Origin of the sequence: Citrobacter sp. 506 (assembly GCF_050434985.1) — a bacterium.
GTDB classification, from domain to species: domain Bacteria; phylum Pseudomonadota; class Gammaproteobacteria; order Enterobacterales; family Enterobacteriaceae; genus Citrobacter; species Citrobacter braakii.
Map to the genome: position 1 here is coordinate 69695 of NZ_JBNDJN010000003.1, position 13882 is coordinate 83576.

General features: G+C 53.2%; 13 protein-coding genes. 6 read left to right on the forward strand and 7 right to left on the reverse strand.

What is annotated here, in order from left to right; all coding sequences use genetic code 11:
* Positions 1 to 99: 99 nt before the first annotated feature.
* Together fklB and cycA are read left to right on the forward strand one after the other, a co-directional pair.
* Positions 100 to 720: an FKBP-type peptidyl-prolyl cis-trans isomerase gene (gene fklB, locus ABIE10_RS13315; protein ID WP_029139741.1), complete on the forward strand. Its 621-nt coding sequence runs from the start codon at positions 100 to 102 to the stop codon at positions 718 to 720.
* Between the two features lie 309 nt (positions 721 to 1029).
* Positions 1030 to 2439: a D-serine/D-alanine/glycine transporter gene (gene cycA, locus ABIE10_RS13320; protein ID WP_016151437.1), complete on the forward strand. Its 1410-nt coding sequence runs from the start codon at positions 1030 to 1032 to the stop codon at positions 2437 to 2439.
* Between the two features lie 80 nt (positions 2440 to 2519).
* Here the strand turns inward: cycA and ytfE are convergent, their stop codons facing one another.
* Entirely contained in the window at positions 2520 to 3182 is a 663-nt protein-coding gene (gene ytfE, locus ABIE10_RS13325) for an iron-sulfur cluster repair protein YtfE (RefSeq protein WP_003025690.1), read from the reverse strand.
* 244 nt (positions 3183 to 3426) lie between these two features.
* Here ytfE and ABIE10_RS13330 point away from each other — a divergent pair, with 244 nt between their 5' ends.
* Positions 3427 to 4980: a methyl-accepting chemotaxis protein gene (locus tag ABIE10_RS13330; RefSeq protein ID WP_200108320.1), complete on the forward strand. Its 1554-nt coding sequence runs from the start codon at positions 3427 to 3429 to the stop codon at positions 4978 to 4980.
* A gap of 63 nt (positions 4981 to 5043) precedes the next feature.
* Here the strand turns inward: ABIE10_RS13330 and ABIE10_RS13335 are convergent, their stop codons facing one another.
* The 3 genes from ABIE10_RS13335 to ABIE10_RS13345 all read right to left on the reverse strand — a co-directional run bounded on the left by ABIE10_RS13335 (position 5044) and on the right by ABIE10_RS13345 (position 7840).
* Positions 5044 to 6009, reverse strand: a complete 966-nt coding sequence (locus tag ABIE10_RS13335) for a DMT family transporter (protein WP_016151440.1) — start codon at positions 6007 to 6009, stop codon at positions 5044 to 5046.
* A gap of 76 nt (positions 6010 to 6085) precedes the next feature.
* On the reverse strand, positions 6086 to 6910 hold the full coding sequence (locus ABIE10_RS13340) for an AraC family transcriptional regulator (protein WP_016155523.1): 825 nt from the start codon (positions 6908 to 6910) through the stop codon (positions 6086 to 6088).
* Between the two features lie 81 nt (positions 6911 to 6991).
* Positions 6992 to 7840 carry an SDR family oxidoreductase gene (locus ABIE10_RS13345; protein WP_429156012.1) on the reverse strand — a complete coding sequence of 283 codons (849 nt, stop codon included), beginning with the start codon at positions 7838 to 7840 and terminating at the stop codon, positions 6992 to 6994.
* Positions 7841 to 7925: 85 nt separating this feature from the next.
* Between ABIE10_RS13345 and ABIE10_RS13350 the strand changes: the two genes are divergently transcribed.
* Entirely contained in the window at positions 7926 to 8330 is a 405-nt protein-coding gene (locus ABIE10_RS13350; protein ID WP_047358571.1) for a winged helix-turn-helix transcriptional regulator, read from the forward strand.
* Positions 8331 to 8378: 48 nt separating this feature from the next.
* On the opposite strand, the gene cpdB is transcribed toward ABIE10_RS13350, so the two are convergent.
* A complete protein-coding gene (gene cpdB, locus ABIE10_RS13355) occupies positions 8379 to 10322 on the reverse strand; it encodes a 2',3'-cyclic-nucleotide 2'-phosphodiesterase (protein ID WP_019078216.1) in 1944 nt (647 codons plus the stop codon).
* 187 nt (positions 10323 to 10509) lie between these two features.
* Here cpdB and cysQ point away from each other — a divergent pair, with 187 nt between their 5' ends.
* On the forward strand, positions 10510 to 11250 hold the full coding sequence (gene cysQ, locus ABIE10_RS13360; protein ID WP_016151445.1) for a 3'(2'),5'-bisphosphate nucleotidase CysQ: 741 nt from the start codon (positions 10510 to 10512) through the stop codon (positions 11248 to 11250).
* Here cysQ and ABIE10_RS13365 read toward each other — a convergent pair.
* Positions 11240 to 11797, reverse strand: coding sequence for a YtfJ family protein (locus tag ABIE10_RS13365; protein ID WP_016151446.1), 558 nt, complete (start codon positions 11795 to 11797; stop codon positions 11240 to 11242). The two genes, cysQ and ABIE10_RS13365, sit on opposite strands and share 11 nt — an antisense overlap.
* Positions 11798 to 12124: 327 nt before the next feature.
* Here ABIE10_RS13365 and ABIE10_RS13370 point away from each other — a divergent pair, with 327 nt between their 5' ends.
* Positions 12125 to 12331: a DUF1107 domain-containing protein gene (locus tag ABIE10_RS13370; RefSeq protein WP_003025710.1), complete on the forward strand. Its 207-nt coding sequence runs from the start codon at positions 12125 to 12127 to the stop codon at positions 12329 to 12331.
* Positions 12332 to 12398: 67 nt separating this feature from the next.
* Here the strand turns inward: ABIE10_RS13370 and ABIE10_RS13375 are convergent, their stop codons facing one another.
* Positions 12399 to 13739 carry a hemolysin family protein gene (locus tag ABIE10_RS13375; protein WP_003830418.1) on the reverse strand — a complete coding sequence of 447 codons (1341 nt, stop codon included), beginning with the start codon at positions 13737 to 13739 and terminating at the stop codon, positions 12399 to 12401.
* Between the last annotated feature and the right edge of the window lie 143 nt (positions 13740 to 13882).

Consider the following 13882-nt stretch of genomic DNA (forward strand, 5'->3'; position numbering starts at 1 on the left):
TTCCTCGCGATTTGTCATCTGTTCCCGAGACAAAGTTTTACCGGATGCGGCATGGCTGATATGCTGCCCGCTACTTTACATCCGATGAAAGGAAATATGATGGCTAACCCGACTTTTGACACTATCGAAGCGCAAGCAAGCTACGGCATTGGTTTGCAGGTAGGACAACAGCTGAGCGAATCCGGACTGGAAGGACTGTTGCCTGAAGCGCTGGTAGCGGGTATCGCTGACGCGCTGGAAGGTAAGCACCCGGCAGTGCCGGTTGATGTTGTGCATCGCGCACTGCGTGAAATCCACGAACGCGCTGATGCAGTACGTCGCGAGCGTTTCCAGGCTATGGCGGCTGATGGCGTCAAATATCTGGAAGAAAACCGTGAGAAAGACGGTGTGAACAGCACTGAATCCGGTTTGCAGTTCCGTGTTCTGACTCAGGGCGAAGGTGCTATTCCAGCGCGTACTGACCGCGTTCGCGTGCACTACACCGGTAAACTGATCGACGGTACCGTGTTTGACAGCTCTGTCGCACGCGGCGAACCGGCTGAATTCCCGGTTAACGGCGTGATCCCTGGCTGGATTGAAGCGCTGACCCTGATGCCGGTAGGTTCCAAATGGGAACTGACTATTCCTCAGGAACTGGCTTACGGCGAGCGTGGCGCTGGCGCGTCCATTCCTCCGTTCAGCACGCTGGTGTTCGACGTTGAGCTGCTTGAGATCCTGTAAGCAGTGACTTCTGTTCCCTCCGAGGCCGGGGGGAACAAAAAAATAGCGTGAAAAGCTATAGTTACGTGGTTGTCGATATTTTATTTTGCAAATGCCTCGTTAGCGTGTATTTTTGTGAGCTGATTCGCGCTATCAGAGTGATATGACACTCACTTTAAACATTAAATTAACATTATATCTAAATCTTAGTATTCATCCCGCCAATTCTTACCTAATATCGATGAGTCCTGATAATCAGGAACGTCGTATCATAGACACACTAAAGGCCGTAGAGCCTGAACAACACAGACAGGTACAGGAAGAAAAAACATGGTAGATCAGGTAAAAGTCGACGCCGCTGAAGAGGCTTCGTCTGAACAGTCGCTACGGCGCAATCTCACAAACCGTCATATTCAACTTATTGCCATTGGTGGTGCTATTGGTACCGGCCTGTTTATGGGCTCTGGTAAAACCATCAGCCTCGCCGGACCGTCGATCATCTTTGTGTATATGATTATCGGTTTTATGCTGTTTTTCGTGATGCGTGCAATGGGTGAATTGCTGCTCTCGAATCTGGAGTACAAATCTTTTAGTGATTTCGCCTCTGATCTGCTCGGGCCATGGGCCGGGTATTTTACCGGCTGGACTTACTGGTTCTGCTGGGTTGTTACCGGGATGGCAGACGTTGTCGCCATTACGGCGTATGCGCAATTCTGGTTCCCCGAACTTTCAGACTGGGTTGCCTCGCTGGCGGTGATCGTGCTGCTGCTGAGCCTCAACCTTGCCACTGTAAAAATGTTCGGAGAGATGGAGTTCTGGTTTGCGATGATCAAAATCGTCGCCATCATCGGCCTGATTGTCGTTGGTCTGGTGATGGTGTTGACGCACTTCCAGTCGCCAACCGGCGTTCAGGCATCGTTCACGCATCTGTGGAATGACGGTGGCTGGTTCCCGAAAGGTCTGAGCGGCTTCTTTGCTGGCTTCCAGATAGCCGTGTTCGCGTTTGTGGGTATTGAGCTGGTGGGAACGACCGCAGCGGAAACCAAGGACCCGGAGAAATCTCTGCCGCGCGCCATTAACTCGATTCCGATCCGTATCATCATGTTCTACGTTTTTGCGCTGATCGTGATTATGTCCGTAACACCGTGGAGCTCGGTAGTGCCAACCAAGAGCCCATTCGTTGAACTGTTTGTGCTGGTCGGTCTGCCTGCCGCGGCGAGCCTGATCAACTTTGTGGTGCTGACTTCAGCTGCCTCTTCCGCAAACAGTGGCGTGTTCTCTACCAGCCGTATGCTGTTCGGCCTGGCACAGGAAGGCGTAGCGCCTAAAGCATTTGCCAAACTGTCTAAACGCGCAGTTCCGGCGAAAGGTTTAACCTTCTCCTGTATCTGTCTGCTGGGCGGCGTGGTGATGCTTTACGTGAACCCGAGCGTGATTGGCGCGTTCACCATGATCACCACCGTGTCGGCGATTTTGTTCATGTTCGTCTGGACCATCATTCTTTGCTCGTACCTGGTGTACCGCAAGCAGCGTCCGCACCTGCATGAAAAATCAATCTACAAGATGCCGCTAGGCAAGCTGATGTGCTGGGTATGTATGGCGTTCTTCGTCTTCGTACTGGTACTGCTGACGCTGGAAGATGATACCCGTCAGGCGCTGATCGTGACGCCGCTGTGGTTCATCGCGCTGGGTCTGGGTTGGTTGTTTATCGGTAAGAAACGTATGGCAGGTATGCGTTAATTTTAGTGCCCGGTAGCGCGATGCTTACCGGGCCTGAATTCCGTAGGCCGGATACGCGTTAGCGCTATCCGGCGATATCTTTACTCCCCGGCGAGAGCTCGCGGGAACAACACATTATTTTCCAGACTGATGTGTTCCATCAAGTCGTCGATCATCTCGTTAATGCCGTTATACATGGCTTTCCAGGTGGTGCAGGCTTCTGGCGGCGGCGTCACGTTATGGGTGATGTGTTTGATCACTTCGACCAGTTCACCGGCATCGTCATGTTCGCTTTCCATCACGCTGATTGGTCCCATCGCCTGGCTACCCATGCCCTGTTTGATCATCGGGAACAGGATCTGCTCTTCTTTCATCATGTGGCTGGACAGCTCTTCATGCAGCATGGTCAGGTTTTTCGCCAGACCGCGTGGTACGTTCGGTTTATCTGCGTGAACGCGTTCAACTTTCGTGGCCTGCAGGATCAGTTCCGGTAGCTGTTCGCGGTGTCTGTCGTGATAACGCACGATGATATGATCGATGATTTCAGCCAGTGCCACGGTACGCCAGTCTTTCTCCAGCGGCTGTTCAGCCAACTGCGCGAGCTGTGCCTCAATAACGTCTAAATCCAGCTCTTTACGCGCAGCAGCGCGTGCTAGCGTTTGCTTACCGCCGCAGCAGTAATCCATATCGTATTTACGAAACAGGGCCGAAGCGCGAGGAATAGAGAGCGCCAGTTCACCTAAAGGTTGATCGCGATAAGACATTGCCGTTACCTCATTCTCAATAATATAAGATGTATTTTAAATGCAACTTATGGCGAAGGATATAACCCTTTCGGGGTGGGGTGTTTTGTGAGGAATGTCACGAAAATTTCTTGTTTCGTTAAGGTGCTGAATCTTATTAGAAAGGAGAGGGATGGCGAAAAAAGCCGCGCGACAGGATTAAATAAGCGCACGCCGCTGCCGATAGTTAGACCTCAGACAATACCTGCATAATAAAAGGCTACAGATGTTTAAACGAATCAAAGTGATAACCCTACTTATCACCGTGTTACTCGCCCTGGGCGCGATGCAGCTCATCTCCGCGGGCGTCTTTATTGGCGCGCTCAATAACGATAAGCAAAACTTTAACGTCTCTCAGCTTTCCAGCCAGAACGTGGCCGAGTTTACCGATGCGTGGATTAGCCTGAACCAGGCTCGCGTCACGCTCAACCGGGGCATGTTGCGTTTACAGGGAACGATGGCCAGCGAGATTAACGGCGGTCAGTTGAAGGAACTGGTGAACACGGCAAATCGCCTGTTGGCCGAATCGAAAGAGCATTACGATAAATACTACGCCCTGCCGGAAACGCCGGGGCTTGATGAACATCTGGCCGATCGACTGGAAGAGCAGTACGGCATCTATTCTGCGACGCTGGCTAAAATGAACGCGCTGCTGGCTGAAGGTAAGCTGGAAGAGATGTTCAAGCAGAATGCCGAGCAAAAGCAAACGGCCATGCAGGAAGTCTATCGGGAATGGCGTAGCGCGCAAACGGCGCTGGCCACTGCCGGGGTGCAGGACAATGAGAGTGATTACCAGAAGATAATCTGGATGCTGTCTGCCGTGATGCTGATTGTCGTCACCGTGATTATCGCCAGCTGGCTGGCGATGCAGCGAGTGCTGCTCAAGCCTCTCCACGAAGTGATGGGGCATATTCGCCACATTGCTGCGGGTGATTTGACGCACAGCATCAACGCCGATGGCAGCAATGAGATGGCGCTGCTGGCAGTCAACGTTCGCGACATGCAGCAGGCGCTGGCGAACACAGTCAGCGTGGTGCGTGACGGGGCTGACACCATCTATACCGGCGCAGGTGAAATTGCCGCCGGCAGTAACGATCTCTCTTCACGTACCGAGCAGCAGGCCGCCTCTCTGGAAGAGACTGCTGCCAGCATGGAACAACTCACCGCTACCGTGAAACAGAACGCGGATAACGCGCGTCAGGCGACCAGTCTGGCAAAAAATGCCTCACAGACGGCGCAGAAAGGCGGAACCGTGGTTGATGGCGTGGTGCGTACGATGGATGAAATCGCCACCAGTTCCAGCAAAATCGCGCAAATTACCAATGTTATCGACGGCATTGCCTTCCAGACTAATATTCTGGCGCTGAACGCGGCAGTAGAAGCGGCGCGTGCGGGCGAGCAGGGGCGCGGGTTTGCCGTGGTCGCTGGCGAGGTCCGTACACTGGCACAGCGTAGCGCTCAGGCGGCGAAAGAGATTAAGGCGCTGATTGATGACTCGGGGAATCGGGTGAATGCCGGTACGGCGCTGGTGCATGAAGCGGGTGAAACGATGGCGGAAATTGTGAGCGCCGTGACCCGTGTGACCGACATCATGGGCGAGATAGCCTCGGCTTCTGATGAACAGAGCCGGGGTATCGATCAGGTAGGTCAGGCAGTTGCCGAGATGGATCGCGTGACGCAGCAAAACGCCTCGCTGGTGGAGGAGTCCGCTTCCGCCGCCGCCGCGCTCGAAGAGCAGGCAGCACGACTGAATCAGACCGTAGCGGTGTTTAAAGTTTAACGTCTACTCCGGCCTACAAAATAATATCTTGTAGGTCGGATTAGCGCAGCGCCGTCCGGGCCATTATGATTGTGGAACCACGACGACGCTTGGTTTCTGTGGTTTGGCTCTGACGGCTATCACCACCCCAACAATCAGCAGCGCAATGCCGCTTACCGTCAGCAGCGGCGGGAATTCCTGGCGCAGGATAAAGGTGTACACCAGGCCAGCCAGCGTTTCGAAGACAATCAGCGGGCCGAGGATCACCGTCGGCAATTTTTGGCTGGCGACGTTCCAGCACAGTGCGCCAACCCACGAACACAATACCGCAATCGCTATCATCAGGCCGATAAACACGCCCGGACGCGGGCCGAAGGGCAGGGCAAAGTCCGGCGTTTGCCCGTTCAGCCACAGGCAGGCTGCAATATAACCGAGCAGAGAAACAGGCAACGTTACCAGTGCCTGGGCCGTCGCCCACATCATCGGGTGCTTATCTGGATTCTCGCGCAGCCAGCGGGCATTACGCAGCGCATACCACGCCCAACACACTACCGAGATCAGCGCCAGCGCGATTCCAGAACCATAACGCCAGCCGCTAAAGTCGGGTAAGCCTTGATTCAGCTCCGAGATATTCACGCACAGCAGACCGATACCAATCAGCACCAGCGCAGGCGACAGACGCCACCATGATAATTTGCCGTCGCGCTGGCTGTAGAGCAGGTTAGCGAAGACCGGGATCACAACCGGCAATGTACCAATAATCATCGTTGAAACCGGCGCGCCAGTGCGCTGGATGGCGCTTGCCAGGCAAACGTAATAAATCAGATTACCCATCATCGTTAGCGCCAGCGCAGTGACCCAGTCTTTACGCGTCAACTGACGCAAGCGCACACGCCCCAGCCAGGCAATCGGCAACGCTATCAGCCCCAGAGCCAGATAGCGCCCCATCGACTGCAATACCGCCGGATATTCCGGTACGATCAGCGGCCCAACAAAAATTAATCCCCACATCAGCCCAGCCAGCAGGGCATACAACACGCCGCTAATCATTTTTGACATCCACATCGCTTAACAATAAGTCGAGTGTAGGCAGGAAAAATGCAGCCGTATTGTATGAGATTGCTGTTCAACGCCGGACGACTTGTTTCTGATAACGTACCGGCGTAATACCGTAGCGATGGGTAAACGCGCGGGTGAGATGCGACTGGTCGGTGAGGCCGGTTGCGGCAGCGACCTCCGCGGCGGGCATTCCGTGAGTGAGAAAACCTTTGGCTCGCCACAGGCGGATCGCCATCAGCATCTGGTGCGGCGTGACGTGGAAATGAGATTTAAACTGGCGCTGAAAATGCCAGGGACTCAGCGCTGCAACACGCGCCAGTTCGTCGAGCGTGACCGGGTGCATATAATTATCGTGCAAATACTCGCGTACCCGCTCAAAGCGATGCGCTCCCTCCGGTAATACCGGCGCATGGCGGGCCAGCGGCTGGAACGTGTCGATCAGATCGAGTAATAACCCTTTTTGCGCCAGCGGATCCTCAGTGTTCCACAGGCCATGGATCAGCGAGCAGATCTGGCGCGAGCGTAGCGGATCGTGACGCGTTACGTCATGAAACCACCAGTGGCGGATCCCGGTGACTTCTTCCAGAAGATCGGGCTCAAGATAGATCATCCGATAGCGCCAGCCGTCGGCGGTTTCCGCTTCGCCGGTATGTAGCTCATCGGGATTCATGGTGACGACAGAATGGGCGGGGGCCACGTACTGCGTGCCGCGATAGCGAAAACGTTCGGCTCCGGCTTCTATCGCGCCAATACCAAACGCTTCATGGGTGTGGGGTTCAAAGGCGTAACGCGAGATGTGCGCATGATACAGCTCAACGCCCGGCACCTGTGCCAGATGGCGAAAGCGAGCGCTGTCTTTCTCATCAATAAACTGCTCAGGTACACCTTGCACGTCTTCTCTCCCCACGCATCATCATGTCATTATCAGAGAGGATGCGCGGGGATGCCACCACAATTAACTAATTTTTAACACTTACACGATGCCTTTGACGCTGTCTGCCAGCGACGTGGTTGGGCGACCAATCAGTTTGCTCAGCGTATGGCTGTCGTCGAAGAGGCCACCTTTAGAGGCACCGACGTCTGAGTCAGCCAGCATGTCCGCCAGTCCGGCAGGCAGACCAACACCTTTCAGCGCGGCGGCAAAATCAGCTTCGCTCAGGTTTTGATACACCACTTTTTTACCGCTCTGTTTTGCCAGTTCGGCCGCCAGCTGGCTCAGGGGCCAGCCTGCGTCGCCCGCCAGTTCATAGATTTTACCGGCATGACCGTCTTCACTGATGACGCGCGCGGCGGCAGCGGCATAGTCGGCACGGGTCGCCGAGGCGATTTTGCCTTCTCCCGCCGCCCCAATAAACACGCCGTGTTCCAGCGCGGCTGGTGCGCTGGCGAGATAGTTTTCGGTGTACCAACCGTTACGCAGCAGCGCGTACGCGATACCGGATTCAGCCAGCATCTTCTCGGTTGCGACATGCTCATCAGCCAGCCCCAGCGGGGAGCGATCGGCGTGCAGCAGGCTGGTGTAGGCGATAAATTTCACGTGGGCCGCTTTCGCCGCGTTAATCACGTTGCGATGCTGCGGGGCACGTTGTCCCACTTCGCTGGAGGAGATTAGCAGTAACTTGTCTATCCCCTGTAAGGCCGTGGTAAAGGCAGCTTCATCGCTGTAATCCGCCTGACGAACGGTAATGCCCTGCTGGCTAAGCGCCGTCGCTTTAGCAGGATTACGCACAATAGCCACAATCTGGCTGGCAGGAACGGTTTTCAGTAGCGTTTCAATAACGTGTTGGCCCAGTTGGCCAGTGGCACCAGTAATCGCGATCATAGGATAACTCCTTTGGTATTGGTCTTGTGTTTAATCACATTAACACCTAAACTTACTTTTAGTAAGTACGTACAAAAAGGTTAGTATGAAAATGACAGCTTTGACGCTCTCCCAGCAATTACGTGATGGCAACTTGTTTGCCGAGCAGTGTCCCTCCCGCGAGGTGTTAAAACACGTCACCAGCCGCTGGGGTGTATTGATTCTGGTGGCGCTGCGCGACGGTACGCACCGTTTCAGCGATTTGCGCCGTAAGATGGGCGGCGTCAGTGAAAAAATGCTGGCGCAATCCCTGCAGGCGTTAGAACAGGACGGGTTTATCAATCGGGTGTCATATCCGGTGGTACCGCCGCATGTGGAGTATAGCCTGACACCGTTGGGTGAGCAGGTGAGCGAAAAAGTCGCAGCGCTGGCGGACTGGATAGAGGTGAATTTGCCGCAGGTTTTGGCAAATCATACCGTTAAGAACGAAGACGTCCCGGCATCAACGTAAACGACCCGGTCGGGCTTGCCGGATGGCGCAGCGCCACCCGGCGTGGTCTTACTTACTCAAATCCAACTGATAAATGGCGAAGCCGATGTCATCGGTAGCGACTTTCTTCAGTGGATACTGGCCTTTCTCTTTGATAAACGCAGCGGCTTTATCAGACGGTGATGTTTCAAAGCGAATATCCAGTTGTGTCTCGCTGTGAATCGGCGCCAGACGCCAGTTGTTATCTGCCGCCGGATGAATTTCGCCTGCGCTCTTTGTCTGGGAACCTATCCATGCTGCCAGTACCGAGCGGTTTTCATCTGGTGATGCAAACGCGATGTGGCTGTCGCCGGTCCCGGCAAACTTACCGCCGTAGGCGCGGTAGTTGTTGGTCGCGACGAGGAAGGTTGCGTTCGGATCGATCGGTTTATCGTTAAAGGTCAGATTTTTAATACGCTCCGCTTGCGGGTTAATCGTCTGGCATTCACCGTCATAGCGAGCGGGTTGTGAAACATCAATCTGATAATTCACGCCGTCAATCACGTCGAAGTTATAGGTACGGAAGCCATCCCAGTTAATTAACGACTGTGGTTTGCTGCTGTGGATATCAATCTGATTAAACTGCCCGGCAGAACATTCCAGCCACTCTTTCACCTCTTTACCGCTGGCTTTCACCACGACCAGGGTATTGGGATAGAGATACAAATCAGCGGCGTTACGGAAGGTAAGCTGACCTTTTTCGACTTCGACAAAGCTGGCCGGATCGTTCTTGCGTCCACCGACTTTAAACGGTGCAGCGGCGGAAAGTACCGGGAGTTTCGCCAGGTCTGGATCGCCCTGGATAAAATGTTCCACATAGGCTTTCTGCGCATTATTCACCACCTGCACGGTCGGGTCGTCCTGAACCAGCGCCAGATAGCTGTACATGTTGTCGGCAGATTTACCGATTGGCTTGCTGACAAACTCACGCGTGGCATCGTGATCGGCTTTTAGGATCTCAACAATTTTTTGGTCTTCGCCAGCCAGTGATTTTTTGGCCGCGGCGTCATAAATCGGGCGCGCCTGCGCTTTCCCCTGCGTAACCTGCCATTTACCGCTGTCGTTATTCAGTACTAAATCCACCACGCCCAGGTGATCGCCCCACATGCCCGGCATCACCGCAGGAACGCCATTGAGCGTACCTGTTGTGATATCTGCGCCTTTGATGTTGGCAAAGTCTTTCCCCGGGAAAACGGCGTGAGCGTGACCAAACATAATGGCATCCACGCCCGGAACTTCACTGAGGTAGTAAACGGAGTTTTCCGCCATCGCCTGGTATGGGTCGGCAGAAAGCCCGGAGTGAGCAACCACCACCACGACATCGGCACCTTTGGCTCGCATTTCCGGCACGTATTTACGTGCGGTTTCCGTAATGTCATTCACCGTCACTTTGCCGCTGAGGTTGGCTTTATCCCAGGTCATGATCTGCGGCGGCACAAAACCGATATAGCCAATTTTCAGCGTCTGCTTGTTTCCTTCCTGATCGACAACCTCAGTCTCTTTGATCAGATAAGGAGTAAACAGCGGCTTTTTGGTCTTAACGTCGATGATATTGGCGTTAACGTAAGGGAACTTCGCCCCGGCGAGCGCGTTGTGCAGATACTCAAGACCGTAGTTAAATTCATGGTTGCCAAGGTTACCCACGGCGTAATCCAGCGTATTCAGTGCCTTATATACCGGATGCGTTTCGCCCGCTTTCAGCCCCTTGGCCGCCATATAATCCCCGAGCGGGCTGCCCTGAATCAGATCACCGTTATCAACCAGCACGCTGTTTTTGACTTCACCACGTGCTGCGTTGATCAGGCTTGCCGTACGAACCAGGCCAAATTTTTCAGTCGGCGTATCTTTGTAATAATCGAAATCCATCATATTGCTATGTAAATCAGTGGTTTCCATTATACGCAGATCGACGGTCGCGGCATTGACGCTGGCTGCAATCAGCGTGGCCAGAAACGTTGCACTAAACTTAATCATCAGGGGCATCCTTTTAAGATCTAAGCCACAAAAGAAAATGTATATAAATCTTCTTGCTTACAGAACTGTGAATCATGACATGAATATAGCGTTTAAAACCGCAGACGCTATCACAGTTGGCGGATCCTTTGGCGATCGGGTATAAGTAAAACAACGAGTTAACACCACGACAGAAACGAGGTGGAGAATGTTAGAACATGTATGCCAGCTTGCACGGAATGCGGGCGATGCCATTATGCAGGTCTACGATGGAATCAAACCGATGGAGATCACCAGCAAGCAGGACGATTCTCCGGTCACGGCGGCGGATATCGCCGCGCATACGGTGATCCTCGAAGGATTACTGGCGCTGACGCCGGATATTCCGGTCCTGTCTGAAGAAGCGCCTCCTGGCTGGGATGTTCGCCAGCACTGGCAGCGCTACTGGCTGGTAGACCCGCTGGACGGTACCAAAGAGTTCATTAAGCGTAACGGTGAATTCACCGTCAATATTGCGCTTATCGAGCAAGGAAAGCCGGTACTGGGCGTGGTTTACGCGCCGGTGATGAAAGTGATGTACAGCGCGGCAGAAGGTAAAGCGTGGAAAGAAGAGTGCGGCGTGCGCAAACAAATCCATGTTCGTGACGCGCGTCCGCCGTTGGTGGTGATTAGCCGCTCGCATGCTGACAATGAGTTAAAAGAGTATCTGCAACAGTTGGGTGAGCACCAGACCACGTCGATTGGCTCATCGCTGAAGTTCTGCCTGGTGGCGGAAGGGCAGGCACAGCTGTACCCACGTTTTGGGCCAACTAACGTATGGGACACTGCCGCTGGCCACGCCGTTGCCGCCGCAGCCGGGGCGCACGTTCACGACTGGCAGGGGAAATCTCTGGATTACACCCCACGTGAATCATTCCTCAACCCCGGCTTCCGCGTTGCTATTTACTGAGTAATTTGTGCAGCAGGGCAATAACCTGCTGCACCTCTTCCTGCGTCAACGCACCATCTTTTGCCCACTGAACGCGTCCGTCCTTGTCAAGTACGGCGATAGCGGAGCTCTCTTCATCCAGTTGCCAGGCTTTACGCGCAATGCCATTACTGTCGACAATAAATTGTGACCACGGGTAGAGCTTCTTATTGCTCTCCAGACTGCTGCGCACAAACATACCGGAGCCAGGAATAGCGTCATCGGTGTTGACGATCGTGGTGGTCTGGTATTTGTCGTGCGGCAGGTTGGCCGCCTTGATTGCCTCGATCAGCGTAGCATTTTTCTCTTTGGCGGAGGTGCGTCCGGCAATGTGTTGCACAATTCGCACTTTCCCTGGCAGCTGCGCGCTATTCCAGCTTTTGTAGCTAAACTTATCGTTATCGAGAATCAGTTCGCCGCGATCGGCGATCCCCACCGGCGGTACGCGCTGGTTAGTCTCAAACGAATGCGCACAGGCAATCATCGGCAGCAGCAGGCACGACAGCGCCAGCAGTTTTTGTAAGGTCATAGGTTTTCCTTCTTTCTTTATTTTGCAGGTGATCCGACCACTTGGGTCTGGAATTTAATCATATGTGCGATTGATGCTTTTTCCCGCAAGCGCGATGCCAGTTTGCGGACGGGCGCACAAATCCTGCGAAAAATGAAGGCTTATACTGAAGACAGCGAAGCGTTGAAAAGATAATTCTGAATATTTGTAACCTGAAGGTAAATAAACTTATACACGCTGGAAACATGAGCGAGATAGTCTATAGTCATAGGGCATTAAAATTTGCGCCTGAGGATTGTCGGACCGATTGTGGTACCGCAAAGGCGTAATGCTCAGCAGGAGACAACAATGAAAATTTTCCAACGATACAACCCGCTGCAGGTGGCGAAGTACGTGAAGATCCTGTTTCGTGGACGGTTATATATCAAGGATGTAGGCGCTTTTGAATTTGATAAGGGTAAGATTCTTATCCCAAAAGTGAAGGACAAACTGCATTTTTCCGTGATGTCCGAAGTTAACCGTCAGGTCTTGCGTCTGCAAACTGAGATGGCTTGATCAAAGTGCTATGCGGTAGTTAAAAAAACGGCTCCTGGATGGGAGCCGTTGATGTTTCTGCAGGACGCTAAGACGCCTTTGCCTCTTCTTTTGCATCCGGCAGTTTCGGTACCAGTACGGTAGGTTTACTGTCCAGACGCGTCACCAGCAGCTGATCAATCTTGTAGTTATCGATATCCACCACTTCAAATTTGTAGCCTGAATACTTCACCGAGTCGGTGCGTTTCGGGATTTTACGCAGCATGAACATCATAAAGCCGCCGATGGTTTCATAGTTGCCGGACTGCGGGAACTCATCGATATCCAGGACGCGCATAACGTCATCAATCGGCGTACCGCCATCGACTAACCATGAGTTTTCATCGCGCGCCACGATCTGCTCTTCCAGACCCTGACCGACTAAATCGCCCATCAGCGTAGTCATAACGTCGTTGAGCGTGATAATCCCCACCACCAGCGCGTACTCGTTCATGATGACGGCAAAGTCTTCGCCTGCGGTTTTGAAGCTTTCCAGCGCTTCAGAGAGCGTCAGCGTATCCGGCACAATCAGCGTATTGCGGATCTGTACGCCACTGTTCAGCGCCATGCTTTGGTTCGCCAGTACGCGGTTGAGGAGATCCTTTGAATCGACATAGCCAATGATGTGGTCGATATCTTCGTTACACACCAGGAATTTGGAGTGTGGATGTTCCGCCACCTTGTTCTTCAGGCTTTGCTCATCTTCGTGGAGATCGAACCAGATAATATTCTCGCGCGAGGTCATGGAAGACGGTACGGTACGGGATTCCAGTTCGAACACATTTTCAATCAGCTCATGTTCCTGCTTACGCAGAACCCCTGCCAACGCACCCGCTTCGACCACGGCGTAAATATCGTCCGAGGTGATGTCGTCTTTACGCACCATCGGGATCTTAAACAGACGGAAGATGTTATTTGCCAGACCGTTAAAGAACCACACCAGCGGGCGGAAGACGAGCAGGCAGAAGCGCATCGGGTTGATGATACGCAAAGCCACAGCTTCTGGCGCAATCATACCGATGCGTTTCGGAGTTAAATCCGCGAACAGGATGAACAGGCCAGTAACCAGCGAGAACGACAGAATAAAGCTTAACTGTTCGGACAGCTCTGGAGTGAAGTACTTCGAGAAAAGGCTGTAAAACGCCGGGGAGAATGCCGCATCACCGACAATACCACCGAGAATAGCGACCGCGTTAAGGCCAATTTGCACGACGGTAAAAAACATGCCGGGGTTTTCCTGCATCTTCAAAACACGTTGTGCGTTTACGTTGCCTTCATCGGCAAGCAGTTTAAGTTTTATTTTGCGTGATGCAGCAAGCGAGATCTCGGATATCGAGAAAAACGCACTCACGGCGATCAGGCAGAGAATGACTAAAATACTGTTTAACATATCTTATCCGACCGTTAAGGCCAGATCCTCGGAAGGGAGAAGTTGATAAATCCATGTGAAAACCGGCTCGTGGCGTTGAGCCGGTAAATTCAGAAGCTAGTATAGCGTAAGGTACTGTAAAGTCGCCAGAGGAGCTTTTTTGG

What these genes read in the sequence shown, in the direction of transcription:
- fklB (WP_029139741.1), top strand. Translation starts at nt 100, where the DNA reads ATGGCTAACCCGACTTTTGACACTATCGAAGCGCAAGCAAGCTACGGC.
- cycA (WP_016151437.1), top strand. Translation starts at nt 1,030, where the DNA reads ATGGTAGATCAGGTAAAAGTCGACGCCGCTGAAGAGGCTTCGTCTGAA.
- ytfE (WP_003025690.1), bottom strand. Translation starts at nt 3,182, where the DNA reads ATGTCTTATCGCGATCAACCTTTAGGTGAACTGGCGCTCTCTATTCCT.
- ABIE10_RS13330 (WP_200108320.1), top strand. Translation starts at nt 3,427, where the DNA reads ATGTTTAAACGAATCAAAGTGATAACCCTACTTATCACCGTGTTACTC.
- ABIE10_RS13335 (WP_016151440.1), bottom strand. Translation starts at nt 6,009, where the DNA reads ATGATTAGCGGCGTGTTGTATGCCCTGCTGGCTGGGCTGATGTGGGGA.
- ABIE10_RS13345 (WP_429156012.1), bottom strand. Translation starts at nt 7,840, where the DNA reads ATGATCGCGATTACTGGTGCCACTGGCCAACTGGGCCAACACGTTATT.
- ABIE10_RS13350 (WP_047358571.1), top strand. Translation starts at nt 7,926, where the DNA reads ATGAAAATGACAGCTTTGACGCTCTCCCAGCAATTACGTGATGGCAAC.
- cpdB (WP_019078216.1), bottom strand. Translation starts at nt 10,322, where the DNA reads ATGATTAAGTTTAGTGCAACGTTTCTGGCCACGCTGATTGCAGCCAGC.
- cysQ (WP_016151445.1), top strand. Translation starts at nt 10,510, where the DNA reads ATGTTAGAACATGTATGCCAGCTTGCACGGAATGCGGGCGATGCCATT.
- ABIE10_RS13365 (WP_016151446.1), bottom strand. Translation starts at nt 11,797, where the DNA reads ATGACCTTACAAAAACTGCTGGCGCTGTCGTGCCTGCTGCTGCCGATG.
- ABIE10_RS13370 (WP_003025710.1), top strand. Translation starts at nt 12,125, where the DNA reads ATGAAAATTTTCCAACGATACAACCCGCTGCAGGTGGCGAAGTACGTG.
- ABIE10_RS13375 (WP_003830418.1), bottom strand. Translation starts at nt 13,739, where the DNA reads ATGTTAAACAGTATTTTAGTCATTCTCTGCCTGATCGCCGTGAGTGCG.